Source organism: Pontibacillus litoralis JSM 072002 (genome assembly GCF_000775615.1).
GTDB lineage: Bacteria > Bacillota > Bacilli > Bacillales > BH030062 > Pontibacillus > Pontibacillus litoralis.
The window spans coordinates 1-25,296 of the sequence record NZ_AVPG01000012.1 but is presented as its reverse complement, the minus strand read 5'-3'; the positions used below and the strand labels follow the sequence as shown (position 1 = coordinate 25,296).

The 25,296-nt window shown below is 39.1% G+C and carries 30 protein-coding genes and 2 tRNA genes; 24 read left to right on the top strand and 8 right to left on the bottom strand.

The features are described 5' to 3' along the window. Nucleotides 1-74: 74 nt before the first annotated feature. Nucleotides 75-314 (top strand): DUF2164 domain-containing protein, encoded by a 240-nt coding sequence (locus tag N784_RS09025; protein ID WP_036834295.1) that lies wholly within the window; start codon nucleotides 75-77, stop codon nucleotides 312-314. Between the two features lie 50 nt (nucleotides 315-364). Here N784_RS09025 and N784_RS09020 read toward each other — a convergent pair whose 3' ends face one another. The 3 genes from N784_RS09020 to N784_RS09010 form a co-directional block, all read right to left on the bottom strand. Next, nucleotides 365-2,479: a heavy metal translocating P-type ATPase gene (locus N784_RS09020; RefSeq protein ID WP_036834293.1), complete on the bottom strand. Its 2,115-nt coding sequence runs from the start codon at nucleotides 2,477-2,479 to the stop codon at nucleotides 365-367. Next, on the bottom strand, nucleotides 2,472-2,849 hold the full coding sequence (locus N784_RS09015) for an ArsR/SmtB family transcription factor (RefSeq protein WP_232305999.1): 378 nt from the start codon (nucleotides 2,847-2,849) through the stop codon (nucleotides 2,472-2,474). Before N784_RS09015 ends, N784_RS09020 begins: the two co-directional genes overlap by 8 nt. Nucleotides 2,850-3,021: 172 nt before the next feature. Beyond that, nucleotides 3,022-3,696, bottom strand: a complete 675-nt coding sequence (locus N784_RS09010; protein WP_052127224.1) for a VOC family protein — start codon at nucleotides 3,694-3,696, stop codon at nucleotides 3,022-3,024. Between the two features lie 318 nt (nucleotides 3,697-4,014). On the opposite strand from N784_RS09010, the gene N784_RS09005 reads away from it, so the two are divergent. Together N784_RS09005 and N784_RS09000 are read left to right on the top strand one after the other, a co-directional pair. Continuing rightward, complete coding sequence (locus N784_RS09005; protein WP_036834290.1) at nucleotides 4,015-5,349, top strand: TrkH family potassium uptake protein; 1,335 nt, start codon at nucleotides 4,015-4,017, stop codon at nucleotides 5,347-5,349. An 80-nt stretch (nucleotides 5,350-5,429) separates the two neighbouring features. After that, nucleotides 5,430-5,891 carry a MarR family winged helix-turn-helix transcriptional regulator gene (locus N784_RS09000; RefSeq protein WP_036834288.1) on the top strand — a complete coding sequence of 154 codons (462 nt, stop codon included), beginning with the start codon at nucleotides 5,430-5,432 and terminating at the stop codon, nucleotides 5,889-5,891. 126 nt (nucleotides 5,892-6,017) lie between these two features. On the opposite strand, the gene N784_RS08995 is transcribed toward N784_RS09000, so the two are convergent. Further along, nucleotides 6,018-7,115 (bottom strand): SDR family oxidoreductase, encoded by a 1,098-nt coding sequence (locus N784_RS08995; RefSeq protein ID WP_036834286.1) that lies wholly within the window; start codon nucleotides 7,113-7,115, stop codon nucleotides 6,018-6,020. 276 nt (nucleotides 7,116-7,391) lie between these two features. Here N784_RS08995 and N784_RS08990 point away from each other — a divergent pair, with 276 nt between their 5' ends. Then, nucleotides 7,392-7,649, top strand: a complete 258-nt coding sequence (locus N784_RS08990; RefSeq protein WP_036834284.1) for a glutaredoxin family protein — start codon at nucleotides 7,392-7,394, stop codon at nucleotides 7,647-7,649. A 75-nt stretch (nucleotides 7,650-7,724) separates the two neighbouring features. Next, nucleotides 7,725-8,150 carry a YppG family protein gene (locus N784_RS15975; protein ID WP_052127223.1) on the top strand — a complete coding sequence of 142 codons (426 nt, stop codon included), beginning with the start codon at nucleotides 7,725-7,727 and terminating at the stop codon, nucleotides 8,148-8,150. Between the two features lie 36 nt (nucleotides 8,151-8,186). Here N784_RS15975 and N784_RS08980 read toward each other — a convergent pair whose 3' ends face one another. Further along, a complete protein-coding gene (locus N784_RS08980) occupies nucleotides 8,187-9,041 on the bottom strand; it encodes a DegV family protein (RefSeq protein WP_036834283.1) in 855 nt (284 codons plus the stop codon). Between the two features lie 64 nt (nucleotides 9,042-9,105). Beyond that, complete coding sequence (locus N784_RS08975) at nucleotides 9,106-10,017, bottom strand: DMT family transporter (protein WP_036834282.1); 912 nt, start codon at nucleotides 10,015-10,017, stop codon at nucleotides 9,106-9,108. A gap of 223 nt (nucleotides 10,018-10,240) precedes the next feature. On the opposite strand from N784_RS08975, the gene N784_RS08970 reads away from it, so the two are divergent. Then, nucleotides 10,241-11,764, top strand: a complete 1,524-nt coding sequence (locus N784_RS08970; RefSeq protein WP_036834281.1) for a DEAD/DEAH box helicase — start codon at nucleotides 10,241-10,243, stop codon at nucleotides 11,762-11,764. Nucleotides 11,765-11,950: 186 nt separating this feature from the next. Here N784_RS08970 and N784_RS08965 read toward each other — a convergent pair whose 3' ends face one another. Beyond that, nucleotides 11,951-12,724 (bottom strand): rhomboid family intramembrane serine protease, encoded by a 774-nt coding sequence (locus tag N784_RS08965; protein ID WP_036834280.1) that lies wholly within the window; start codon nucleotides 12,722-12,724, stop codon nucleotides 11,951-11,953. Between the two features lie 126 nt (nucleotides 12,725-12,850). Here N784_RS08965 and acpS point away from each other — a divergent pair, with 126 nt between their 5' ends. From acpS to N784_RS08895, 15 genes are all read left to right on the top strand, one after another. Then, nucleotides 12,851-13,210 (top strand): holo-ACP synthase, encoded by a 360-nt coding sequence (acpS, locus tag N784_RS08960; protein WP_036834278.1) that lies wholly within the window; start codon nucleotides 12,851-12,853, stop codon nucleotides 13,208-13,210. A 162-nt stretch (nucleotides 13,211-13,372) separates the two neighbouring features. Further along, complete coding sequence (locus N784_RS17080; RefSeq protein ID WP_269745330.1) at nucleotides 13,373-13,507, top strand: hypothetical protein; 135 nt, start codon at nucleotides 13,373-13,375, stop codon at nucleotides 13,505-13,507. 86 nt (nucleotides 13,508-13,593) lie between these two features. After that, nucleotides 13,594-14,610 (top strand): LolA family protein, encoded by a 1,017-nt coding sequence (locus N784_RS08955; protein ID WP_036834277.1) that lies wholly within the window; start codon nucleotides 13,594-13,596, stop codon nucleotides 14,608-14,610. 141 nt (nucleotides 14,611-14,751) lie between these two features. After that, nucleotides 14,752-15,912 (top strand): alanine racemase, encoded by a 1,161-nt coding sequence (gene alr, locus N784_RS08950; protein ID WP_036834276.1) that lies wholly within the window; start codon nucleotides 14,752-14,754, stop codon nucleotides 15,910-15,912. Nucleotides 15,913-16,088: 176 nt separating this feature from the next. After that, nucleotides 16,089-16,364 (top strand): CopG family ribbon-helix-helix protein, encoded by a 276-nt coding sequence (locus N784_RS08945; RefSeq protein WP_036834274.1) that lies wholly within the window; start codon nucleotides 16,089-16,091, stop codon nucleotides 16,362-16,364. Nucleotides 16,365-16,368: 4 nt separating this feature from the next. Further along, on the top strand, nucleotides 16,369-16,719 hold the full coding sequence (ndoA, locus tag N784_RS08940; RefSeq protein ID WP_036834273.1) for a type II toxin-antitoxin system endoribonuclease NdoA: 351 nt from the start codon (nucleotides 16,369-16,371) through the stop codon (nucleotides 16,717-16,719). A gap of 281 nt (nucleotides 16,720-17,000) precedes the next feature. Next, a complete protein-coding gene (locus tag N784_RS08935; RefSeq protein ID WP_036834272.1) occupies nucleotides 17,001-17,879 on the top strand; it encodes an RsbT co-antagonist protein RsbRA in 879 nt (292 codons plus the stop codon). Beyond that, nucleotides 17,876-18,232, top strand: a complete 357-nt coding sequence (locus N784_RS08930; RefSeq protein ID WP_036834270.1) for an STAS domain-containing protein — start codon at nucleotides 17,876-17,878, stop codon at nucleotides 18,230-18,232. The genes N784_RS08935 and N784_RS08930 overlap by 4 nt, the downstream gene beginning before the upstream one ends. Nucleotides 18,233-18,236: 4 nt before the next feature. Then, nucleotides 18,237-18,638: an anti-sigma regulatory factor gene (locus N784_RS08925; RefSeq protein WP_036834268.1), complete on the top strand. Its 402-nt coding sequence runs from the start codon at nucleotides 18,237-18,239 to the stop codon at nucleotides 18,636-18,638. 13 nt (nucleotides 18,639-18,651) lie between these two features. Further along, nucleotides 18,652-19,662: a PP2C family protein-serine/threonine phosphatase gene (locus N784_RS08920; RefSeq protein ID WP_036834267.1), complete on the top strand. Its 1,011-nt coding sequence runs from the start codon at nucleotides 18,652-18,654 to the stop codon at nucleotides 19,660-19,662. Nucleotides 19,663-19,719: 57 nt separating this feature from the next. Continuing rightward, a complete protein-coding gene (locus N784_RS08915; RefSeq protein ID WP_036834266.1) occupies nucleotides 19,720-20,061 on the top strand; it encodes an STAS domain-containing protein in 342 nt (113 codons plus the stop codon). Further along, nucleotides 20,061-20,540, top strand: coding sequence for an anti-sigma B factor RsbW (gene rsbW, locus N784_RS08910; RefSeq protein WP_036834264.1), 480 nt, complete (start codon nucleotides 20,061-20,063; stop codon nucleotides 20,538-20,540). The genes N784_RS08915 and rsbW overlap by 1 nt, the downstream gene beginning before the upstream one ends. Continuing rightward, on the top strand, nucleotides 20,512-21,303 hold the full coding sequence (gene sigB, locus N784_RS08905) for an RNA polymerase sigma factor SigB (RefSeq protein WP_036834262.1): 792 nt from the start codon (nucleotides 20,512-20,514) through the stop codon (nucleotides 21,301-21,303). Before rsbW ends, sigB begins: the two co-directional genes overlap by 29 nt. Then, nucleotides 21,300-21,908, top strand: a complete 609-nt coding sequence (locus N784_RS08900; RefSeq protein ID WP_036834261.1) for a SpoIIE family protein phosphatase — start codon at nucleotides 21,300-21,302, stop codon at nucleotides 21,906-21,908. Before sigB ends, N784_RS08900 begins: the two co-directional genes overlap by 4 nt. Before the next feature lie 80 nt (nucleotides 21,909-21,988). Continuing rightward, a complete protein-coding gene (locus tag N784_RS08895) occupies nucleotides 21,989-24,154 on the top strand; it encodes a Tex family protein (RefSeq protein WP_036834259.1) in 2,166 nt (721 codons plus the stop codon). 22 nt (nucleotides 24,155-24,176) lie between these two features. Here the strand turns inward: N784_RS08895 and cmpA are convergent, their stop codons facing one another. Beyond that, nucleotides 24,177-24,287, bottom strand: a complete 111-nt coding sequence (cmpA, locus tag N784_RS16620) for a cortex morphogenetic protein CmpA (protein WP_156965214.1) — start codon at nucleotides 24,285-24,287, stop codon at nucleotides 24,177-24,179. An 88-nt stretch (nucleotides 24,288-24,375) separates the two neighbouring features. Between cmpA and N784_RS08890 the strand changes: the two genes are divergently transcribed. From N784_RS08890 to N784_RS08880, 3 genes are all read left to right on the top strand, one after another. After that, nucleotides 24,376-24,822, top strand: a complete 447-nt coding sequence (locus tag N784_RS08890) for a SprT family protein (RefSeq protein WP_036834257.1) — start codon at nucleotides 24,376-24,378, stop codon at nucleotides 24,820-24,822. A 266-nt stretch (nucleotides 24,823-25,088) separates the two neighbouring features. After that, nucleotides 25,089-25,163: transfer RNA gene (locus N784_RS08885), tRNA-Asn, on the top strand. A 4-nt stretch (nucleotides 25,164-25,167) separates the two neighbouring features. Then, nucleotides 25,168-25,258 (top strand) — tRNA-Ser (locus N784_RS08880). The last annotated feature ends 38 nt before the right edge of the window (nucleotides 25,259-25,296 follow it).

Below are 25,296 nucleotides of genomic sequence, written 5' to 3'. Positions count from 1 at the left end.
ACATGGGGTTAGGAGATAATCTCACCGTATTTGACTGAATTTGATTTTTGGTATAAGAAAGGAGCATAAATATAATGAAATTTCCTAGAGAAAAGAAAGAGCAATTGATTGAACAGCTTCAAAGCTATTTTGCAATGGAACGGGGGGAAGAAATAGGGAGTATAGGGGCAGAGCAGCTGTTGGACTTTGTTATGAAAGAAGTGGAACCACACATTTATAACCAAGCTATTCGTGACGCGAAAAATATGGTGGAGCAAACGCTTATGAATGTTGAAGAGAACATCCTGTCGTTAGAAAAGGCAATCCATAAATAGAGAATGAAAAACGGAGATTCCATAAGAGGAGGATCTCCGTTTTATTGTCATTATTCTTTATGCTTGAGTAGTCTTAGACCGTTTAATGTAACGAGTAAGGTTGCTCCCATATCAGCGAAGATAGCAATCCAAAGAGTAAGCCATCCTGGAATAACAAGAAGTAAAGCGGCTAGCTTCACAATTAAAGAAAAGCTAATGTTTTGTTTAATAATACGTAATGCTTTCTTACTTAATGATATGGTGTAAGGGATTTTGTTTAAATCGTCAGCCATTAAAGCAATGTCTGCTGTTTCAAGAGCGGTGTCTGTGCCGCCACCTCCCATGGCAATGCCGACAGATGCTGATGCAAGTGCAGGGGCGTCGTTTATCCCATCGCCAACCATGGCAATTTTTCCATCATAGCCCTTTACAATGTCATATTTTTGTTGAGGCAATAGCTCCGCTTTTACGGTAGCGATATCAGCTTCTTTTCCAAGAGCTTGAGCAGTTTTCTCATTATCCCCAGTAAGCATCATGGTGTCTTTAATATTTAATTTATGCAAGGCTTTCATCATGGTAGGGACAGACGATCGTAATTCATCCCGTATAGCAACGGCTGCCTCAATGGTATCGGCTGTACCAGCTACAATAACGGTTTTTCCTTGTTGTTGCTTAGCGTTGATGAAACGAACAATTGGTGTAGCAAGATCAATAGATAAGTAATCGGTAAATAATGCTGGTGACCCAACGTAGTACGTCATCCCATCTATATCTCCTTGTAGTCCTTTTCCGGTAATAGATGTAAAGTTCTCCACAGGTACATTGTGAACTTCTTGTTGTTGTGCTTCGTGCATAATTGCTTTTGCTAATGGGTGCTGGGACATAGCTTCTAGACTGGCTATTTTGCTTAATACCGTTTTCTTGTCGTTTTCAAACACTTCAATATCGGTTACTTGTGGTGTTCCTTGCGTTAGTGTACCGGTTTTATCAAAGGCAATTGCTTGTATTCGTGAGGCTTCTTCTAGATGAACGCCACCTTTAATAAGAATACCGTTCTTCGCTGCATTTCCGATAGCTGTGACGATGGAGACTGGTGTAGAAATGACTAACGCACATGGACATCCAACAACGAGTACGGCTAATCCTTGGTATACCCACTCTGACCATGCTCCGCCGAATAAAGGAGGAATAATGGCTACAAGAAAAGCAACGACAATAATTGCTGGTGTGTAATATTTAGCAAATGTATCGACAAATTGTTGCGAAGGTGCTCGTTCTGCTTGCGCTTCTTCAACGAGGTGAATAATTTTCGCAAGCGTTGTATCTTCTGCTGTCTTTGTAACGGTAACTTCCAAATATCCTTCTGTGTTTAATGTGCCGGCAAATACTTCCTCGCCGATGGTTTTCTCCACAGGTACAGATTCACCTGTAATAGCAGCTTCATTAAGGAAAGAGCTACCAGTCTCAATTACGCCATCCATCGCAATTTTTTGTCCGGGCTTAACTAATAGGACGTCGTTAATCTTAATGTCCTCAACAGGAATCGTGATATCATTGCCGTTTCTTCTGACGGTTGCTTCTGATGGTGCTATATCCATCAAGGATTGAATGGAGGAGCGAGCTTTGTTCATGGAATATTTTTCTAACGCTTCACTGATTGCGAAGAGAACGACAACAACGGCAGCTTCTCCCCATTCACCAATTATAGCGGCACCAATAATAGCAATCGTCATTAGTGTACGCATATCAAATTCCAAACGAACTAAATTGCGTAACCCTGTGCGAAATAGAGTGATGCCAGCTGTGAATATAGCAGCAATGAATAAAATAACGGTTACATAATCTGCTTCACCTCTTGTTATAGAAGATGTGTATCCACCTATTATGAGCACAGCTGCCATGATTTCCTTCCAGTATCGCTTAAGGAATGGCTCTTTTATCGCATTAGCTTTCTTTTGATGAGCAGGGCGAACAGAGAGACGTTCGAACTCTCCCGCTTTTTCTAAATTCTCAATAGTAGTTTGACCATATACCGTCAATTTCGAAGCACCAAAGTTTACTTGGGCATCTTGTACGCCTTGTAATTGTTTCACATTGTTTTCGAATGTTTTGGCGCATCCTGCACAAGAAAATCCTTCAATTCGATATTCGTTACGTTCCGTTTGACGTGCAGTAGATTCAGACACGGTCGCTCACCTCCTGTTGGTGAGTAAAGGCAAGGTTGACAATTTGTTTGACGTGATCATCGTCTAAGGAGTAATAAGCTAATTTGCCGTCTTTTCGGTACTTGGCTAATCCTAGTTTTCGTAAATGTCTTAAATGGTGTGATGCAGTAGCAGTAGAGCAATCAACAATCGTTGCTATATCACATACGCACAATTCTTCTTCTGTTAGTAATGCGTACGCAATGGTTAAACGTGTCTGATCTGCTAGTGCTTTCAATAATACAGATACATCGGCTGTTGGAGCGTTTTGAATATGCTCTTTTGCACGATGGATTTTCTCGTCTTGTTCACACGTAATGTCGCATACGTCCTTTTGCTGGGGAACTGTCAATTTGATAACCTCCAATAACATTCAAACATTCATTTGATTATATTATATTCAAATGAGCATTTGAATGTCAATGAGAAATAAGCGGATGATTACTGGATAGATAGATTAAAAAAAGCAGGACATATCTACGTAAATAGATGTGTCCTGCTTCTATTGGAGGTGGGGTTTTATTCTAAAAGGTATCCATATGCTCCATTTTTATCCGAATCCCTCTTTCTTCTGTGAAGACAAGTTTCCCGTTCGCTAATAGCCATGTGGATGGATTGTTTGTTGCCTCTTTAAATGGATAGATCTTTTTCCATTTATTTATACTTTCCTGAATCTGGTCAACGCCAACGGATATACATTCAAAGTTTCGTGGATTTAATAAGTTATCGTCATCTGGTATATTTGGCTGTTCGTCCCATTCAATGAGGAAAGGAAGTACCTCGTGATCGAGAGAGGAGGTGGGGAACAACATGCGCCACTTCATTGTTGTTCCATCTGGCTTCGTGCGACTTCCGGCAAAAGGCCCTTCATATGGAATGTGATGTTCCTCCCAATAATGTTGAATACTATCTAGGTTATTTGTCCTTAGGGCAAATTGAATAACTCCTTCTCGTTTATGTTGGACTGCATCATGTAGTTGTCGAATAAGTGGGTTTGTGGATTGTCTCATCACTTCACTATTCTGCACGCCAATCCATTCAATATAAGTAATGTTATGAAAGAAGGCTAAATAATTAAACGTTCCCCACTCTTGGTGTTCGCCCCCCTTTGTTCCGATGATATTGTATTGTTGTGCGAAAGATTGTTGCGCCTGTTCTGGGTTGTTCGATAAGACAACAACATGATCAAAAGCTAACAAGCTATCCCTCCTCGTCTTTACACGGAGAAAAATCCCGCTATAAAGAGTATCATTGTAATGTTTTTTTGAATCGAAAATGGCATTCATCATAAATGCTTCTACATTATATGCTAGTGCAAGCCGTTCAAGTCATGCCACTTCATATAAATCCCCGCAGCTACTCATCATTCCTTTGCTTATTCTAATATTAGAGTGAACATGTTCTCATTGCAAAGAAGGCGAATAAACGAAAAATAATCGTTCTCTTTCTATAGAAACGTGATATAGTACTTATATCATTTAGCTAATAGAAACTTCCATAGAGAGGTGTGGCGAGTTATGAGAGAGAGGGAACGGTTATATAAGAAGAAGGTGAGTCCACCGCTTGTATTAATTGTTTTATTTCTAACTGTCGCTTTTGTCGGAGGGATACTGTTAAGCTTACCAATAGCACACGAGCAAGAGCCGGTAGCTTTTATCGATGCTTTATTTACGTCTGTCTCTGCTTTGACCGTTACAGGATTAGTGGTGGTAGATACGGGAACGACATTCTCGGTGTTTGGACAAGTTATAATTATGCTGCTCATTCAAGTAGGTGGCCTTGGAATTATGACGTTTGCGATCTTCTTTTTCTTTTTAATTGGCAAGAAGGTCGGTATCCAACAAAGATTAGTCGTCCAACAAGCTTTAAATCAACGGACAGTTGGCGGCATATTAATGTTAGCGAAGCGAGTATTATTGTATTCACTAACAATTGAAGGTGTGGCTTTTCTATTATTGGCTATACGTTGGGTGCCCGAATGGGGATGGAAGTTTGGGTTATTTACAAGTGCCTTTCACACTGTTTCCGCCTTTAACAACGCAGGGTTCTCTTTGTGGTCAGATAGCTTAACTAGATATGCTAGTGATCCAACCGTTACTATTATTATTACGTTATTGTTTATGATTGGTGGACTGGGATTCACCGTGTTAGTAGATCTATGGAAAACGAAACGATTTCAAGATTTAATGCTCCATTCTAAGATTATGATTGTTGCTACTATTTCCGTTACAATTGTATCAACGATCGTCTTATTTATAATCGAAATGAATAACCCACATACAATTGGTAGTATGAGTTTGGAAAATAAATGGTTAGCGTCTTATTTTCAAGCTGTGACACCAAGAACGGCTGGTTTTAATACAGTCGATATTAGTCAGTTAGAAGAGCCTTCTTTGTTCTTTATACTCGGTTTAATGTTTGTTGGGGCTGGTAGTGCTTCAACAGGTGGAGGGATTAAGCTAACGACTTTCGTTGCGTTAACTTTTTCGGTCATCACGTTTATTCAAGATCGTGAAGAAGTTCATTTGTACAAGAGAACGATCCCCGTAGCTATTATTATGAAGGCAATGGCAATCACATTATTGTCAATGGCAATCATTTTTGTAGTAGTGTTTATTCTCGAACTCACCGAAGAGGCACCATTTTTAATGATCTTGTTTGAAGTGGTCTCTGCCTTTGGAACAGTCGGCTTATCGATGGGCTTAACAACGCACTTAACTGTAATAGGGAAGCTGTTGATTATGTTCATGATGTTTGTTGGGAAGATAGGTCCTCTTACGTTAGCTTATATGTTCACTACAAAGCGTAAGTCAGTCGTTCATTATCCGCGAGAAGATGTGCTAACAGGCTAGTGATACTCGCTATATTATGAAGATTGTGGCATAATAGTACAACACCACCCGGGTAGTATTATATAGAAAGGCTGATTCATATGGATCAAGAGCAACTTTATTATAAGAAAAAACAGGATCCATCATTGAAACTGTTTGTCGTGTTATCCAAGGCCTATCGTGCTATTTCAGATCGAGTGGAGGAAGATGTGCGAACAAAAGGGTTAAACCCAACAGAATTCGGTGTGTTAGAATTGCTGTATCATAGAGGCGATCAACCACTTCAGAAAATCGGTGATAAAATATTGTTAGCAAGTGGTAGCATTACGTATGTGGTTGACAAGCTGGAGAAAAAAGGTCTACTAGAGCGTAAACCTTGTGACAAGGATCGCCGAATTACGTACGCATCTATTACGGAAGCGGGTCGAGAACTGTTGTATCATATCTTCCCGGACCATTGGAAGCGGATTGAAGAAATTACGGACGGTTTAACGGATGAAGAAAAGAAGCATCTAATCCCATTATTAAAACAATTAGGTCAATATGCTGACCGACTAGACTAATAAAGAAAAAAGCCTAAGGACGACTTGTCATTTTTTGGGCTTTTTTTATTGGTCAAACGTTTGATTAATTGATGATGATCCTATTCTAGCTAATGGTAACAGGGTGTAGCATTAGCTAGAAAGGTTTTATACGATGGTAATCTGTTTTTGATCATCGTATTTATTTCGATTGTAAAAATCAATTATGTTAGGAACAATATCACGGAAATCTGGACATGTGATACTTGTATTCAGCAAGTCTGCTTTAGCGTGGCTCGTATCAAAATGACAGTCATGAATAAAATATGGTAGAGCTTGTTTTTGCACGTGGAGCCATTTACGTATTGGTCGAACATTTAATGGAACTTGGGCAGCTTGAATAGGCAGTGTGAAGGTTGGAGTTCGACCAACGAAAGTTTCGGACAACATTTTATACACTTGTTGAATCGTATAAGGAGACGGATCGCTTAAGTGATACGTTCGACCAATGGACTGAGGGAGATGGCTCAAATAGATGGTAGCTTTTACGACATAATCCACTGGAACGAAATTAGCCTCTGCATTCCCTTTTCCGAAATACGGAATGATCTTTGCAAGCTTGAGGCGATCCAATAAATTTAAGATAAAATAAGGTCCATCAAATTTAGGGATTTCTCCTGTTTCTGAATGTCCAATGACGATGCTAGGACGAATAATCGTTGTTGGTAGCTGCCCTAACTGCTCTCTGACAATCATTTCTGCTTGATATTTCGTTGCTTCGTAGTAATTCTTAAAGCCGTACTCATGCTCTAAGTCATTTTCATAAATTACGTTAGGACGCTTACCAGCAACATAGGCTGTACTAAAGTAGGTATAATGTTGTAATTGAATAGCATCTTGAAGCCATTCATTGACATGTTTTGTCCCTTTCACATTTGTATGATAGGCAGGCTGAAGTGGGATGGATAAGTCATATAAGGCAGCTAAATGGTAGGCGTGCGTAATGGTAGTAAGTAAGTTGTGAGAAACCATTCGGTCAAGATTTAAATCCCTTTTCGTAATATCTCCTAATACTAATTCGAAATGGTCTGGCGATACGGCGTATTTGTGACATAGACTTTGAATTTTCATTGTTCCGATTGTTTCATGTTCAGGCAAAGCAAGGAGGTACATTTTATCAAAAGGGTATTGCTGATAAAGCAATTCTTCGATTAAATAATTTGTAATAAACCCTGGAAAACCAGTGAAAAAATAGACAGGCTTCATCCCCGTATTCCCCCTTTTATATAAGTGATTCGAGAATAGGTGCTTGATTCCTTCTACCCCTTTTTAAAAAAGTTATGAACAACGGAGTGTAAGATGTATGTATCCTATTTATATAAACGACTCCAGCGATTCTAAAAATAAACTAGGAAATAATAATTCTTACATTAAATTTGTTCGGATTTCAATAAAGCTAGTTTCATTTTGAAATTGATTCAAACAAATACTTTATGTAAGATTGAGATAAAAGAACTATTTTTTAAGTTGGGGGGTACATACTTGAGTAGGCATAAAGTATTTGTTTATACGAGTAGAGGGTGTCACTATTGTGAAAGGGTGCTGCAACTGCTTCGAGATAATAATGTAGAGTTTGAAGAGCGTAATATATCCGATCACCGGCCCTATTTTGATGAAATGAAAGAGTTCGGAATTTATGGTACCCCCGTCACGTTTGTTGGCGAAGAGAAAGTACTGGGGTTTCAAGAGAAGCAATTAAAGAAGAAGTTAGGTATTAATAGGACGAATATGCATAGTTAGTTGCATTATTTATCACGTTTTTGTCGCTTCTTACATAGGCTAAAGTGGAATATGTTTATGTAGAGGTGGGATGTTATGTATCGAATGCCGAAACGTCCAATGAACGCAGGTCCGTATTATGTTCCGCAGCCTCCTCCTACTATACCGCATCCGCACTATGCTACAAATCAAGTGGTAGGGTATGGGGCGCAATCGCCTTATATGTTTGCTTCGACATCATTTATTCCTCAAGAAGAGACGCCACAGCTACCAGCATTTAAAACCCCTTATGAACAATTTGCTAAACCACCACAACCTAAAGAGTGGAGTTCTCAGCAATGGGTGCCACAAAACGGACAACAAAATGCGCAGCAAACAAAGGGGATTATGACGTATTTCATGGATAAGAACGGCCAATTAGATTTGGATAAAATGCTATCCACAATGGGGCAGGTGGCAAATACAGCCAATCAGATTTCTCCTTTAGTAAAAGGGATAAGCACGTTTATGAAAGGAATATAAATAAATCCTGGCATAGGTAGCCAGGATTTATTTATGTTAATCACGGAAGAATGCCATTACGAAGCCGTCTTCACCAGCATATGTCGCACATAATGGCCCCATTTCCATTAGAAGCGTCTCCTTAAATGGATAACGTGCTTTAATTTCTTCTAAAAATGCTTCAGCTTTTTCACTTGTCGTACTGTAGGAAAGGGAATAGGTTTTGTTTTCGAAATTACTCGTATTGTCCGCAATTTGATCGACAAAACGGCGCATTGCTTTTTTGTTGCCACGAATTTTTTCGGCTACTTCTATCTTTCCCTCAGGGCTACCTTTCATGAGCAGTTTAATGTTTAATGTTTTGGCAATTGTCCCCTTCACACGGTCAAGACGACCACCTTTAATTAAATTCTCCACAGTGCGTAAAATAAATAACGTAGAAATCTTAGAAATACGTTCCTCTATATGATGGATAAGCTCATCGAAAGCCATTCCTTGTTTCACACATTGCCCCGCCTCATTTACTAATAAAGACATGCCAGAAGTAGCTGTTCTTGTGTTTAAGACGACAATTTGACGGTCTGGCTCTTCTTCTAAAATCATATCCTTTGCCATTAAAGCATTGTGATACGTCGTACTTAGTTCTTTAGAAAGGGAGAGCATCAAAATGGGCTTGGAAGCATCTACTTCCTTGTACGCCTCATAAAATGCATACGGACTTGGCGCAGAAGATCGTGGTAATTCTTCTTGCTCTCTCATTTTCTTGTAAAAGGTTTGGATATCTAAGTTTACGCCACTTACGTATTGTTCTTCTCCAAAATGAATATTTAAAGGAACAATCGTAACATCGTATTGATCTTTTACATGTTTCGGAAGGTCTGACCCTCCGTCGGTCATAATTTTAATTTGCATACATTCACCTGCTTATGGATGTTTTAAAAATAGGAACGTTTGTATATCATGTCAAACGATTCCACTATGAATTTGCATCATGAATAATGGTTACTTTATTTTGTTTAGATGTGCTAAAAATGAATAAGCTCAATCCAAAAATAACAATTGCTCCACCTAACCATTGAAAGCCAGATATCTTCTCTCCAAGTATAAAATAAGCTAACAAGGAAGCGCCAATTGGTTCAAATACGATGCTCATGGAAATGGAAGATGTACTGACCCATTTTAAAGCCCAATTAAACAACGTATGGCCAAAGAAAGTCGGTATAATCGCTAAAGCGAGGAAATACATCCAAGTCTCTGTTGAATAGCCTGTAAATGGTTTGGTTGTTATCACGTTATATAGAATGAGCGTGATGGAACTAATGCTGTACACAACAAACGTATACGTCATTAGCGACAGTCGTTTACGTACGTGCTGCCCAACTAGAAAATAACCAGTGACCATCACAGCACCTAACAAGGCGAGAATATCACCGAATAGTGCTTGGCCACTAATTTGAAAGTCACCCCAACTAATTACGACGCTACCCGTAATCGCTATAATCATACTAATGACAGCGCCTGCTGTAAACCGTTCTTTAAAAAAGAAATATGTACCTAAAAAGGCGAATATCGGCTGCATTGTTACAAGCACAACAGAACTAGCCACGGAAGTATAATTGAGTGACTCAAACCATAGAATAAAGTGGAAGGCTAAAAATACACCTGAAACACCCGACAACCACCAATCTTTTTTGGAAATGGAACGGAACTCTTTCGTTTTATAAAAAAGAATGTAAGGTGTCATTAGTAACACGGCAATGAAAAGCCTATAATTAGCGATGATAGAAGCCGGGGCATCTCCTGCAAGCTTAACAAGTACTGCAGACGTAGAGACGGAAAGCACCCCAATGGAAATTGCGAGATATGGATTAAATGGTGGTTTATCCAACGAACTCCACCTCCGATTATTCAAAGTCTTCGCTTTCCTATATTTTATCATTGATTAAATGGAAAGGGTACTTTAATATGAAGTGAATTGATGTTTATAAAGTAATGTGTTATTATAAACGTAAATCATTCGTACGGAGAGCCCTCTTCCAACTGTGAGGATGGCTTTTTTTTACGTGTTTTTCTTTCAAAGTAAAGAAAACGAAAAGGAGTAGAAAATAGAAGTGACAACATTTAATTCATTAGGTTTATCCAAATCAGTATTAAAATCAGTTCTGCAAATGGGGTTTGAAGAAGCAACTCCGATCCAAGAACAAACCATTCCACTCGCAATGGACGGAAGAGATGTCATCGGACAAGCTCAAACAGGTACAGGGAAAACGGCGGCGTTCGGTATCCCGATGATTGAGAAAATCAATCAAGATATGAAGAAAACGCAAGGGATTGTTATCGCCCCGACACGTGAATTGGCGATGCAGGTAGCAACAGAGTTAAATAAACTTGGTCAATACAAAGGTGTGCGTGTGCTACCAGTATACGGCGGTACAGATATGGGACGTCAGATTCGCGAATTGAAGAACCAACCGCAAATTGTTGTAGCAACACCAGGTCGTTTACTTGATCATGTTCGCAGAAAGACAATTAATTTATCTAACATTCATACGGCTGTTTTAGATGAAGCAGACGAAATGTTGAACATGGGCTTTATTGATGATATTAAAGCTATTTTGAATGCTATCCCAGAACAACGTCAAACATTGCTTTTCTCTGCAACAATGCCGAAAGAGATTCATGAAATTGCAACGAAGATGATGAAAAAGCCAGAAACAGTGAAGCTGAAAGCGAAGCAAATGACTGTAGAAAGAATTGATCAATATTTCGTTGAAGTAAATGAAGCGAAGAAATTTGATACATTAACTCGTTTACTTGATATCCATATGCCTGAATTGGCAATTGTATTCGGGCGTACAAAGCGTCGTGTAGATGAGTTAACAGATGGCTTAAATGCACGCGGATTCCGTGCTGAAGGCATTCACGGTGACCTTACACAAGGGAAACGTATGAGTGTTTTAAAGAAGTTTAAGCGCGGTGCATTAGAAGTGTTAGTGGCAACAGACGTAGCTGCACGTGGACTTGATATCTCAGGTGTTACGCACGTATATAACTTTGATATTCCGCAAGACCCTGAGAGTTACGTTCACCGTATAGGGCGTACAGGTCGTGCTGGTAAAGATGGCCACGCTGTTTCATTTATTACGCCAAGAGAAGTTGCTCAATTACACTTAATTGAGAAAACAACAGGTACAAAAGTGAAGCGCATGTCAATCCCTTCATCTGATGAAGCACATAAAGGTCAACAAAAAGTAGCGGTGGACAAGTTAGTACAATCACTTGAATCGAACAACTTAGATGCGTATCATGCTCAAGCAAATGAATTAATTGAGCAATATGACTCTGTATCTGTTGTTGCTGCTGCATTGAAAATGTTAACGAAGGAACGCAAAGACGTACCAGTTAAGCTTACTTCTTTGTCTCCAATTAGTGTAAAACAAGCAGTTCGTGATAAACATAAGAAAAACGGTAAACGTCAATACGACCGTAGAAAAGGTAACAACGGTAACGGTGGTAAAGGTGGATATAACCGTAATAACAAATCAAAAAGCTATGCTGGTAAACGTGGTCAAGGACAAAGTTCAGGACGTAATCGCGGATATTCGCAAAAGCGTAACCAAGGTAATAACCAATAATTTAGTTTACTAAATGCATAACAATAGAGCATTCCAATCGTAGTGGTTGGAATGCTCTATTCTGTATATAGATAAAAGATGAGGATGCAAGAATTGTAATGGAGTTTCCTGCGAGTATCGAGTGAAGAAAAGTATCCTACAAAAATAGCTGCATGCGCCGTTTATGAGCCTTTTGTTCGAACACTTTTATAGCCGTCCTAATAAGCCTAATACAACTAGTAAAACAATTATACCCCATAGTATTTTTGGTACGTGTTGTTTAAATGGTCGTTTTCTTTTATTGCTCCAGCGGTTTGGGTTAAAACCAATATCATCATCCTCTGTATAGTGCTGCTTTCGTGGTGAAGGATTGGAATAGGGCGAAAATGGCCTTGCGGTGCGTAAGACGATAGGTGCTAGTAATGTACCTCCTAACAACCCGAACATGTGACCGTAAACGTTGATTCCCGGGCTAATTAAGGTCATGATCACCCCAATGACGGCAATTGTGATGACAACTTGCGCATTTGCTTGGTCGATTAAATCTTTCCGGCTGTACACCATATACAGGTAAATGCCAAATAAACCAAAGATAGCTCCTGATGCGCCTAGATGAACGTATAATGTAGGTGCGAATACATACGTTCCAATGTTTCCCACAATTCCTGCTCCTATGTAGGCGAAAATGAATTTCCCCTTACCGAGCATTTGCTCCAAGGCAGGGCCGAATAACACTAAGGAAAAAGAGTTCATTAATGCATGCATGAAGTCTGCGTGTAAAAAAATCGGTGTGACCAGACGCCAATATTCCCCATTAGCAATTAATAAGTTGCTCCCTATCCCCAGTTTTTCAAGAGAAATGAAAAATGGTAAATGTAGAACATCGATAGCTACCCATAGAACAAGGTGCAACCCAACTAAAAAAGCTACAACTTGGTACGAGCGGATAAACTGCTGAAATGATTCAGTTCGGAAAAACATATAACGTACTCCTTAAAAAATTTATTTTCTACATATATTTATTATACAATGAAATAAGTTCATACATGATACGTACAGCTTAACAAATATTTGGAACGTTTATATATGAAGAGAGAGGTAGATCAAATGATAAAAGGGATTGGTATCGACATAGTAGAGGTGGACCGAATTGCGGCAGCGATGAAACGTAATAAACGGTTCATCAATCGCGTTTTGACATCAAGCGAGAGGCGGTTGCTACAGTCTATTCACAATGATCATCGAAGAGCTGAATTTGTTGCAGGTCGGTTTGCGGCGAAAGAGGCGTTTAGTAAAGCTGCAGGTACTGGTATTGGGAGTGTTTATGCTTTCCAGGATATTAGTATTGTCAAAAATGACGTAGGTGCTCCTATACTAGAAGTAGATAAATGCTCATATGAAATATGGGTTTCTATTTCTCACAGTCAATCTCATGCAATCGCTCAAGTTGTTTTAGAAGAAGTATAATCTCCTGTGAGGCTTGTTTGCATAATTGGAAAGTTTGTCTCATATATTTTAGTGCAGGTAGGAGGGAACATACAGTATGTGTTAGCGAGGATGACATGCACGAATGCGGTTTATAAACAATCAAAATGCGGATGAGTAAGAAGCTATAAGAGGTGTGTCTATATGGATATCGTTGAATCGTTTAATGGAAGAATAGGGGGGAGAGAAAGAGAGGGTGGAAAAAACGGACATGATGTAACGAAGAGAACCTTTTCTTCATGGTTGAGCAATCAACGTGATAGAAGACCAAATCATTGATTGTTTGTAGCATCGCATTTTGTGCATGGAATAGCCGGCAGGTATGTTCCCTTTGTCCTTTGAAATGAGACAAAGGAGTTGTGATTATGAAGAGAACTATGTGGATGGTTATCGTCGCATCCTTCGTCCTACTTCTAGCAGCTTGCGGGGAGAAGACGAAAGAGGATGTCGTCCAATCACTTGATAAGAAGTTAGAGCAAACGAATGGCTACAAAGTGAAAGCTACCATGAGTTTGAAAACAGGAGAAGACGCTCAGAAATACAATATTGAGGTGTGGCATAAGAAGAAAGATTATTATCGAGTGCTGTTAAGCAATGAAAAGGACGAAAAAGGAAGCCAAATTATTCTCCGTAATGAAGAAGGGGTTTACGTGTTAACACCAGCATTAAATAAAAGTTTTAAATTTCAAAGTGAATGGCCGCAAAACAGTAGCCAACCTTATTTATTCGGCTCTTTAGTAGAGGATATTAAGCAAGATTCTGACTCTACCTTTGAAGCAACAGAGAATTATTACGAATTCACAACGAAAACCAATTATCAAAACAGTCAGAACTTACCTAATCAGAAGATATATTTTCACAAGAAGGATTTAACACCTGTGATGGTACAAGTGTTGGATAAAGATAGTAATCCTGTTGTCGAGGTACAGTTTACTTCGGTTGAAATTGATCCAACATTTAATGAAGATGCTTTCTCGACAGAAAAAAATATGACAAGTGGTGCTCTAGGTGTTCCGGTGATGGCTGAAGAAAGCCCATCTGCTTTTAGTATTTTTTATCCAGAAGCTACAATTGGAAATGAGCAGTTAGAAGAAGAGAAAATAATTGATATGGAAAATGGGAAGCGTGTCATCCAAACGTATAAAGGGGATAAATCTTATACACTTATACAAGAATATTACGAAACAAAGCCAGCGAGTGCGACTGTTCCGGTTTCTATTGTAGGCGACCCTGTGAATTTAGGTTTTACAATGGGAGCTTTAAGCAGTTCAAGATTAGAGTGGTCATATGGTGGGAAAGACTTCGTATTAGCGAGTGAGGAGTTAACGAAAGAAGAAATGGTAGAAGTTGCTCAATCTGTTCAAGGTACTGCAATTAAATAGATGGATCGATGTGGATGGCAGGCTCGCAGTTTAAATTAAAAGAGTCTGCTTTTATTTCTCTTTTAGGAAGGTAGTTCGAATTGACATGCTAATTACCAAAGTGAATAATAGGTATATTGATTCGAGGAAAGGTGATCGTCATTGTCTATAGAAACTTATTACAGAGATACTTGGGTAGAGATCCAATTAGATGCAATTAAACATAATATACAATCTTTAAACGACTATCTTCCTGATAAGACAGGGATATATGCAGTAGTGAAGGCGAATGGATATGGTCATGGCGATATTCAAGTCGCGAAAACCGCTTTAGCTTCTGGTGCTCAAGCGTTAGCGGTTTCTTTATTAGATGAAGCATTGAAGCTTCGAAAGGCGGGGATTTCAGCGCCAATTCTTGTGTTAGGTTGGGTTCGGCCTTGTGATGCACCGTTAGCAGCTGCGCATAACATTATGCTAACGTTCTTTCAAGAAGAGTGGTTGCAACAAGTGAAACAATACAAATTTAAAGAGCGCTTAACTCTTCACATGAAATGGGATACAGGTATGGGACGAATCGGTGTACGTACGATAGAAGAGATGGATGCTTTATTAACGGAATTGGATGATCCGCGTTTACATTTACAAGGGGTGTTTACCCATTTTGCATCGGCTGATGAGTGCAACCTTGCGCACTACACGAAACAAGTGGAACGATTTCATGTATTGTTACAAGCTTTTTGTCGTAGATGGAAGTATCCAGTTGAACTGCATACAGGAAACAGTGCTGCTAGTATGAGGTTCCCTGAACAGATGCATCATAAGGTTCGGTTTGGTATAGGGATGTATGGGCTTCCTCCTTCAGACGTTGTAAAAGACTTACAATTGATTCAACTACAACCCGCTTTTTCCCTGCATAGTAAGCTTATTCACGTTAAAAAAGTAGAAAAAGGCGAGTCGATTAGCTATGGAGCAACTTATACAACTGAAGAGAATGAATGGATCGGGACTGTGCCGCTCGGGTATGCTGATGGCTGGATGCGTAAATTACAAGGTATAGATGTGTTGATAAATGGAAAACGTATGCCTATAGTCGGTAGAATATGTATGGATCAACTAATGGTGAAGCTAGATCAATTTTACCCAATCGGCACAAAGGTTACTTTTATTGGTAAGCAAGGCGATGATATAATAAAAGTGGAAGAGATAGCACGTTATGCCGATACAATTAATTATGAAATTACGTGTATGATTAGCTATCGTGTGCCGAGAGTTTATGTGGAAAATGATGCTGTTGTACAAGTTGATCATGTAACTTCTTATTGATGGTTGTTTTGCTGTGTAATAGTATGTGTCATTCATGGATCCTAACTTGACAGAATTACACGAGTTTTGTAGACAGATATCGTAATAAGCCTTTGCAAACACTAGGTATAGGTGGTATGATTATTTTAGAAATAATCGACCAAATGGTGTTTAGTTAATGGTGGAGGTGCATTTTTGTGTCCGAAAGTTCACAAGAAATTGTAGTTAAGTTACCGCAGCAATTATTAAGCGAACTTGATGGTGTACTAGAGTTTGAAAATAGTGACCGTAGTGATTTTATTTATCAGGCTACTAAGATGTATTTAAGTGAACGTAAAAAGCGTCAAACGAGAGAGAAAATGCGCAAGGGTTACATGGAAATGGCTAAAATCAATTTGCATATTTCTTCAGAGGCTTTCCAAGCTGAAGGAGAGGCAGAGACAACCTGTGAACAATTAGTGAGCGGGGTGTAATGCATTGATCGTAAAAAGAGGCGATGTCTACTTTGCCGATTTGTCACCAGTAGTTGGGTCTGAGCAAGGTGGCGTTCGCCCTGTTTTAATCCTTCAAAATAATATCGGTAATCGTTTTAGTCCGACAGTTATTGTAGCAGCTATCACAGCACAGATTCAGAAAGCTAAATTACCTACACATGTAGAAATCGATGCTAAGAAATATGGTTTTGAACGGGATTCTGTCATCTTACTTGAACAAATTAGAACAATCGATAAACAGCGATTGACGGATAAGATTACCCAACTGGATGAAGTTATGATGGGAAGAGTAGATGATGCGTTACAAATTAGCCTAGGATTGATTGATTTCTAAGACAGAAGCTACTCTAGTATAAGGGTGGTTTTTGTTTTTTTATTTGGAAGTATAGATAAGCGTAGTTTATTGTAAAGAAACAATAAACTACGCTTTTTTTATTGCTTAAAGTAAGTGGAATTGTATAAAAAGGGTTCTTAATGGAGGTATTTGGCAACTATGTGGTAAGGTATATGTACGAATAGTGAATGAAATAAGTACTTGTCCCATTGCTATTGATAGACAAACCTGTGACAATAAAAGTATTAACTATTTTACACGTTCAAGTTGAGGTGGATAAGATGGAGAATCAGTTGTTTAAAGTTGTGTTAAATCATAGTGATGAAATTGTCCGTTTATGGATGGACGAAGTATATAAGAATCGGGAAAAAGATTATACTGCGACTATTTCAAATGAGTTGTTTGAGAGTACCAATAGGGAATTCGTTAATGTTATTTTCTCAAGCATAGAAAATCATGGTCAGACGAATGGTATTGAAAACTTTGCAGAACGACTGATTTATTTAGGATGGCCATTGAGCTATTTGACGGATGGAATGCAAGTATTTCGTCGGGTGACGGTTCATTATATATTGAAACAGTTAGATGCCATTGATGTAGAGATGTGTATGGAAATTATTTCAGGAGTAGATCATTGGATTGATCCGATTATTAATCAACTTGTAAATGAGTATTCCGGTAGTTGGGAGCATACCGTTTCGTTACAAAAGTTAGCTTTGCAAGAGTTATCTGCACCGCTTATTCCAGTTATGGACAATATCACGATAATGCCGTTAATTGGAACGATTGATACGGAGCGCGCTAAGTTAATTATGGAGAACTTATTAAACGGTGTTATCAAGCATCGGGCAGATGTAGTATTAATTGATATTACAGGTGTTCCCGTTGTGGACACGATGGTAGCCCATCATATCATACAAGCGGCCGAAGCTGTGCGACTCATTGGATCGACATGTATTCTAGTAGGCATAAGACCAGAGATTGCGCAAACTATTGTTAATTTAGGGATAAACTTGGAGAAATTCCCGACGAAGAGTTCGCTGAAGAGAGGGATTGAAACGGCGTTAGAGCTGACAAATAGTAAAATTGTAAGCATTAGCGATAACCAACAAGGTATTGAAGAGATACTTGACTCTTTGGATAGGGAGAGAGGAAAATGAGAATTCCGATACTAAAGTTACATAATTACTTATTAATATCTATCCAAATGGACTTAGATGATCAAACGGCCATTCAATTTCAAGAAGACTTACTACGTAAAATTCATGAAAGCGGAGCAACAGGTGTCGTCATTGACTTAACATCGGTAGATATTATTGATTCCTTTATTGCAAAAGTATTAGGAGAAGTTGTATCCATGTCTAGCTTAATGGGGGCGAAAGTTGTCTTGACTGGAATTCAACCTGCAGTCGCTATGACATTAATTGATCTCGGAATCCATTTACAAGATGTGCCTACAGCATTAGATTTAGAACAAGGATTGATTAAACTTCGACAGGAATTGGAGGATTGAGTGAATGGACTTCCAATCCTGCGTTACTATTACAAAAGAATGGGATATAGTTGGTGCTCGTCAACTTGGTAGAGATATTGCTAAGAAAATAGGGTTCGGTACAGTAGATCAAGCACGTATTGCTACTGCTATATCGGAACTTGCTAGAAATATTTATCTGTATGCTGGCACAGGGAAGATTTGTTTTGAAACGATGGATAACTTAAATTCGAAAGGGCTACGCATCATAGCGATTGATAATGGACCAGGTATTCAAGATTTAACTCAAGTGATGACAGATGGTTTCTCCACATCAGGTGGTTTAGGAGCTGGCCTTCCTGGTGTTAGAAGACTGATGGATGAATTTGATGTACATTCTCAAGAAGGAGAAGGAACGGAAATAAACGTTGTGAAGTGGCTCCGTTAGAGGGGGAGAATAGATGAGCACGTTAAAACTTGATGTAAATAGTTATCGAGACTTGTTAAAGCAATATATAGAGTATCAGGATGAACAAGCATTATATCGCGCAGAACAATTTAGTAAACAAGCAATCCAGCATAATATATCTCCAGATGAAATCGTTGATGTATATATTCAGTCTTTATTGGATTTGTATCCTGATTTATCACCGAGCGTTAAACATTCTTTAAACTTTTTATTGGAAACGATGATTTCTTTTGGAATGGCTTATCAAGAGTTTCAAGCATTACGTGAGAAACAGCTAGAATTACAATCAGAAATCTCTGTCGCTGCCAACATGCAACAAACGTTACTTTCTACAACGAAACCAAATATCCCCAATATGGATTTAGGGGCTATTAGTGCACCTGCTAAACAAATGAATGGAGATTATTATCATTTTGTGGAAGATGAACAAGGCTCTCTAGGGATTGCTATTGCCGATGTGATTGGAAAGGGAGTCCCTGCAGCGTTGTGTATGTCGATGATTAAATATTCTATGGAGAGTTTCCCTCATAGCCGCATGGAACCAGGAGTTATATTAGAAGGTATGAACAGAGTAGTTGAGCGTAATGTTGATCCGAGTATGTTTGTGACGATGTTTTACGGTTTATATGATGGGCGTAACCATGAATTTCATTATTCTTCAGCGGGGCATGAGCCGGGTTTTTACTATTGTGCGGCAGAGGATGCTTTCTATGATATCGAAGCAGAAGGGCTTGTATTAGGCGTTGATCGAAAAGTGACTTATCATCAATACGTCCAACAAGTTGCACCGGGGGATATGGTTATTCTGTTGACAGATGGGGTTACGGAATGCCGGGTGAATGACCGATTTATTGAACGAGAGGAAATCTGTGAGGTGCTTAGTCAATATAAGCACTTATCAGCTCAAGAAATGACAGAACAAGTGTATCGCTATTTCGAACGATTGCAAGATTTTCATTTACGCGATGACTTTACGATGATAATTTTACGAAGGGACGTTTAACGGCAATTTTAAGCGGGTAATTTTCTTGTATGTACACGATTAGGGGGATGTTTGGTAATGGATTTAACTATTGAAGTTGCACATGATGAACATGAACAGGTCAGGAAAGTCGTCCTTATAGGTGAGATAGATGCGTATACTGCACCGAAATTAAAGGAAACAATTGTGCCACTTACGGAAGAGAATGGTGTTGAAGTGGTTATTGATATGCATGCTATATCTTACATGGATAGCACTGGCCTCGGTGTGTTTATTAGTGCGCTAAAATCAACGAAAGAGCATGGAAGTAGTTTGACGTTCATGAACCCACAAGAACGTGTGTATCGATTATTTAAGATCACGGGGCTCACAGAAATCATGAACATACAAACGGATTACACAGTACGAGGTGGCATGTGATGAAAGAGTCATTTGATTTTATCGAAGTGAAAGTGCCGGCGAAAGCAGAATATGTAGGTGTCGTGCGTTTAAGCATTTCGGGAATTGCCAACAGAATGGGTTTCCATTATGAGGAAATTGAGGATTTGAAAGTTGCCATTTCTGAAGCTATTACCAACGGTGTTAAACATGCATATAAAGGGATAGATGAAGGGGAGATAACGGTAGGCTTTGGTGTGTATGAGAATCGTTTGGAAATCATGGTTGCCGATCACGGTGGCAGCTTTGACTTGAGCAAAGTGAAAGAAGATATTGGCCCATTTAGGGAGGAAGACTCCATTGATGAGTTGAAGGAAGGTGGGTTTGGTCTTTTTCTAATCGATGCTCTGATGGATAAAGTTGAAATTAACAACAGAAGTGGTGTGATCGTTTTAATGACGAAATATCTCCATGAAAACGAGGTGGCGATTAATGGCGACCAAATCTCAACCACACAATAGACATGATGGAGATATTTATCAATGGATTCAGTTGCTGAGAGATCATCCTAGTGATGAAGAAACACAAGAAAAGGTTGTACTTCAATATCAAGATCTTGTTCACTCGCTTGCAAAAAAGTATTCCAAAAATAGTTTGATCCATGAAGACCTTGTACAAGTAGGGATGCTTGGTTTGCTAGCTGCTACTCGCCGATACGATCCATCTTTCGGAAAGTCGTTTGAGTCGTTTGCAATCCCGACCATTATTGGTGAAATAAAACGATTTATTCGTGATAAAACGTGGAGTGTGCACGTGCCTCGCCGTATAAAAGAACTTGGTCCGAAGATTAAGCGTGCGGTAGAAGAATTAACGACACAATTACAACGCTCTCCATCTGTTGCAGAAATCGCGGAATATTTAGAAGTTTCAGAGGAAGATGTTTTAGAAACGATGGAGATGGGGAAAAGCTATAAAGCTCTTTCTGTTGATAAACAAATCGAAGCAGATTCAGATGGCAGTACAGTGACGATAATGGATCTCATTGGTGATCGTGATAAAGGTTTTGAAACAATCGACAAGCAAATGTTATTAGAGAAAATCCTCCCTATTTTATCAGAACGAGAGCAAGAGATTTTAAAGTGCACCTATTTTGATAATTTAAGTCAAAAAGATACCGGGGAAAAATTAGGTATATCTCAAATGCACGTATCCCGCTTGCAACGTAGAGCCTTATTGAAATTACGAGAAGCGTTACAAGCAGATAATGTGGAGGCTTTTAAGTGAGTGTCGAGCATGGAAATGGAAGCGCAAGAGTAGAAGTAATAGCCCATCAAGAAGCAAAGCATGGTAACTATTGTTGTGGTGACAGTTATTTTTATAAAGAAACGGATAAAGAATTTGTATGTGCCTTGGCAGACGGATTAGGGAGTGGTCCGTATGCTTTAGAGTCTTCTCAAGCTGTCGTCAACGTAATTGAACAACATATGCACCAATCGATTGATTTTATTATTACTAAATGTAATGAAGTATTGCTCAATAAGAGAGGTGCCGTGCTAGGAATATTACGAATGAATTTTCATTCGGAGCGGTTTTCTTTCACGTCCATCGGTAATATTGGCATAGTCATGATAACGCCAAATGGGGAGAGGAAGCGGAATATACCAGTTGGTGGATTTCTATCGGGAGTACCTCGGCTGTACAAAGTGTTAGAAGACAAATTAATCCCTGGTTCTTCTTTCTTTATGTTTACAGATGGTGTAAATGATCGAACGTTATCGGCCAAGACGTTTGCTTCACACCGATTAGACTTCATTGTGGAATCGTTTGTAAAGCAAAAGGCGATTCGTAATCAAGATGACACGACCTTTATTGCGATGAAATATAAGTAGATGACACCTTGACCATTCTATGTAGGTCGAGGTTTTTTGTTACAATAGTAGAAGTAAGTATAGGTATAGGAGGAAATGAAGTGAGTGATCATAACGAAATTGTTCAATGGGTAGCAAAAGAGACGAACGTAAAGACTTCGTTAATTGATAAAGTAATCGCCTTATTAAATGAAGGGAATACCGTACCTTTTATCGCTCGTTATCGTAAAGAACAAACAGGTGGATTAGATGAGGTACAAATACATTCCATACAAGAGAAATGGGAATACGGATTGAATCTGTCTAATCGTAAAGAAGAAGTCATTCGCCTAATTGAAGAACAGGGAAAATTAACTGATTCATTAAAGCTAGAGATTCTTCAAGCGCAGCAATTGCAGAAGATTGAGGATTTATATCGCCCTTATAAACAAAAGCGTCGTACAAGAGCTACTATTGCAAAAGAAAAAGGATTAGAATCTTTAGCGCTAAAATGTTGGCATCAGGAAAGCTTTCCGATTTACGAAGAAGCAAAGCAGTACCTTTCAGTAGAGCACGAATTAGAAACGGTCGAGGCTGTATTAGCGGGTGTAAATGATATTCTGGCGGAATGGATTTCAGATGAACCTTCTTACAGAGAGTACATACGCAGGATAACGTTTGAAAAAGGGAGTCTACGCACAGAAGCGAAGGAAAAGGATCAGGAGAAAGACGAGAAAGCTGTATTCGAAATGTACTACGACTACCAAGAACCTGTACGTACCATTGCTTCACACCGCGTATTAGCTGTAAATCGCGGAGAGAAAGAAGGAATATTAAAGGTGGCCGTTATTCCACCGGTGGAAGTCATTTTAGATTACGTTCGTAAGCAGTTAGTCCAGCACGGAGCACCAGAACGAAACCAAGTGCTAGAAAATGCGATAGAAGATGCTTATAAACGCTTAATTCAACCTTCTGTAGAAAGGGAAATACGAAGCGCTTTATCAGAAGTAGCTGAAGAAAAAGCAATTAATGTGTTTTCACAAAATGTGAGGAATTTACTCCTGCAACCACCACTTAAAGGAAAGGTTGTCTTAGGGGTGGACCCAGCCTATCGAACAGGTTGCAAACTAGCTGTTGTGGATGAAACAGGTAAGGTTCATGCCATTAAGGTGGTTTACCCAACGCCACCGAAAAATGATAAACAAGGAGCAGAGCGTACGATATTATCCTTGATTCAACAGTTCCCTATCGAGCTAATAGCAATTGGAAATGGTACAGCTTCAAGGGAGACGGAACAGTTCATCGCTGAAATGATTCAGAGTCACCAACTAGACATTGCATACATGATTGTGAATGAAGCCGGTGCTAGTGTGTACTCCGCCTCAACATTAGCACGTGAAGAATTTCCTGATTTACAAGTTGAAGAACGAAGCGCTATATCGATTGCTCGGCGAGTACAGGATCCGTTAGCGGAGCTAGTAAAAATTGACCCGAAGTCGATTGGCGTTGGACAATATCAACATGATGTTAGTCAGAAGAAACTAGGGCAATCGCTCACCTTTGTTGTAGAAACAGTGGTAAACCAAGTCGGGGTTAACGTCAACACAGCTTCTCCGTCCCTTCTCCAATATGTATCAGGACTTAGTAAAGCAGTTGCAAATAATATTGTCAAAGCTCGAGAGGAAAATGGGAAGTTCACAAATCGAAAGCAACTCAAGAAAATCCCTCGCTTAGGTGCTAAAACGTATGAACAAAGTATTGGGTTTTTACGAATTCTAGATGGGGATGAACCACTTGATCGAACTTCCATTCACCCAGAAAGCTATCATGCGACGAAACAGTTGTTAAAAATGAAAGATATGACAACAAAAGACTTAGGCTCAATGAAACTTGAAGCATATGTAAAGGAGCTGCAGACAACTCAATTAGCTGAACAATTAAGTATTGGAGTTCCAACGCTTGAAGATATTTTGAAATCATTAGTTCAACCAGGCAGAGACCCACGGGATGATTTACCTAAACCGTTATTAAAGAAAGATGTTCTGTCATTAGAAGATTTGCATAAAGGCATGGAACTCCAAGGAACGGTTCGGAACGTAGTTGATTTTGGGGCGTTTGTCGATATAGGGGTTAAGCAAGATGGCCTTGTGCACATCTCTAAATTATCGAATCGCTTCGTTAAACACCCACTTGACGTAGTAGCAGTAGGAGATGTTGTTACAGTTTGGGTAGAAGATGTTGACACAACTAAAGGGAGAATTGCGCTTTCCATGCTTCCATCGCAATAGTCACAGGAAGAGCACTGCTGCTTTAGCAGTGTTTCTTTCTATATACATACCAACATTGATTTAGCATTTTAATTTGATTGATATTTTTTTCTAAGTAAGCTTTCATTAGTTGATGCTTTAACCATTTAGGCATGGAATTAGCCACCTTTCTAATGCATTTAAAACGCTCTTGCTATACAATATGTAAAGAAAAGCCCAATTGTGAAAAAGGGGAGTTAAGGATGGAACAAGAGACGTTACATGAATGGGTGAATACTATTTCAAAAGAATGGTTTCATAAACCGTTTATTCACGAAGTAACAATGAATCATCGATTACGTACAACAGGCGGACGCTATTTGCCAAGCTTTAAACGAATCGAACTAAACCCAAAGTATTTAAGTGAGTTAGGTGAAGCGGAGTTCGAGGGTATTATCAAACACGAGCTCTGTCATTATCATTTACATATTGAAGGAAAAGGGTATCAACATCGAGACAAAGAATTTAGAGATTTGTTAAAGAAAACAAATGCACCTCGTTTTTGTGCATCACTACCTTCTAAACAAACCTTAACACTACATGAATATAAGTGTGAACGATGCGATGCGGAATTTAGAAGAAAGCGAAGAGTTGATTTGAATAAATATAGGTGTGGAAAGTGCAAAGGTAAGTTAAAAAAGATTGAATAAAATGATTGACTCTTTTTTAACTACATGTTAAATTGTTATAGCTGCGTTAAAAAACAGTATGAAAAGAAGATATGTATTTTGAATGAAAGTATTGACTTTAATATGCTTTTGTTGTAACATATTTAACGTCGTAAGTTGATTGTTTCTAAGCGAATACATCTATTTTGGGAAAAGATTTTTCATAATAAGGTCTTGCTAAATAAATAATCATCTGATATAATTTGAAAATGTCGCTACTCATTTGGTGGTTGTGGCATTGAACTTATTCCAACGTAGCTCAGTGGTAGAGCTATCGGCTGTTAACCGATCGGTCGCAGGTTCGAATCCTGCCGTTGGAGCCAATACGGAGAAGTACTCAAGTGGCTGAAGAGGCGCCCCTGCTAAGGGTGTAGGTCGTGTAAGCGGCGCGAGGGTTCAAATCCCTCCTTCTCCGCCATTTTTTATTTTGGCCCGTTGGTCAAGTGGTTAAGACAC

Coding starts and splice junctions, on each gene's coding strand:
- acpS (WP_036834278.1), top strand. CDS start 12,851: ATGATAAAAGGGATTGGTATCGACATAGTAGAGGTGGACCGAATTGCG.
- N784_RS09005 (WP_036834290.1), top strand. CDS start 4,015: ATGAGAGAGAGGGAACGGTTATATAAGAAGAAGGTGAGTCCACCGCTT.
- N784_RS08935 (WP_036834272.1), top strand. CDS start 17,001: ATGGAGAATCAGTTGTTTAAAGTTGTGTTAAATCATAGTGATGAAATT.
- N784_RS08995 (WP_036834286.1), bottom strand. CDS start 7,115: ATGAAGCCTGTCTATTTTTTCACTGGTTTTCCAGGGTTTATTACAAAT.
- N784_RS08965 (WP_036834280.1), bottom strand. CDS start 12,724: ATGTTTTTCCGAACTGAATCATTTCAGCAGTTTATCCGCTCGTACCAA.
- cmpA (WP_156965214.1), bottom strand. CDS start 24,287: ATGCCTAAATGGTTAAAGCATCAACTAATGAAAGCTTACTTAGAAAAA.
- N784_RS08920 (WP_036834267.1), top strand. CDS start 18,652: ATGAGCACGTTAAAACTTGATGTAAATAGTTATCGAGACTTGTTAAAG.
- N784_RS08930 (WP_036834270.1), top strand. CDS start 17,876: ATGAGAATTCCGATACTAAAGTTACATAATTACTTATTAATATCTATC.
- N784_RS08955 (WP_036834277.1), top strand. CDS start 13,594: ATGAAGAGAACTATGTGGATGGTTATCGTCGCATCCTTCGTCCTACTT.
- N784_RS08925 (WP_036834268.1), top strand. CDS start 18,237: ATGGACTTCCAATCCTGCGTTACTATTACAAAAGAATGGGATATAGTT.
- N784_RS08980 (WP_036834283.1), bottom strand. CDS start 9,041: ATGCAAATTAAAATTATGACCGACGGAGGGTCAGACCTTCCGAAACAT.
- sigB (WP_036834262.1), top strand. CDS start 20,512: ATGGCGACCAAATCTCAACCACACAATAGACATGATGGAGATATTTAT.
- N784_RS15975 (WP_052127223.1), top strand. CDS start 7,725: ATGTATCGAATGCCGAAACGTCCAATGAACGCAGGTCCGTATTATGTT.
- N784_RS08890 (WP_036834257.1), top strand. CDS start 24,376: ATGGAACAAGAGACGTTACATGAATGGGTGAATACTATTTCAAAAGAA.
- N784_RS09025 (WP_036834295.1), top strand. CDS start 75: ATGAAATTTCCTAGAGAAAAGAAAGAGCAATTGATTGAACAGCTTCAA.
- rsbW (WP_036834264.1), top strand. CDS start 20,061: ATGAAAGAGTCATTTGATTTTATCGAAGTGAAAGTGCCGGCGAAAGCA.
- N784_RS08915 (WP_036834266.1), top strand. CDS start 19,720: ATGGATTTAACTATTGAAGTTGCACATGATGAACATGAACAGGTCAGG.
- N784_RS17080 (WP_269745330.1), top strand. CDS start 13,373: ATGGATATCGTTGAATCGTTTAATGGAAGAATAGGGGGGAGAGAAAGA.
- N784_RS09000 (WP_036834288.1), top strand. CDS start 5,430: ATGGATCAAGAGCAACTTTATTATAAGAAAAAACAGGATCCATCATTG.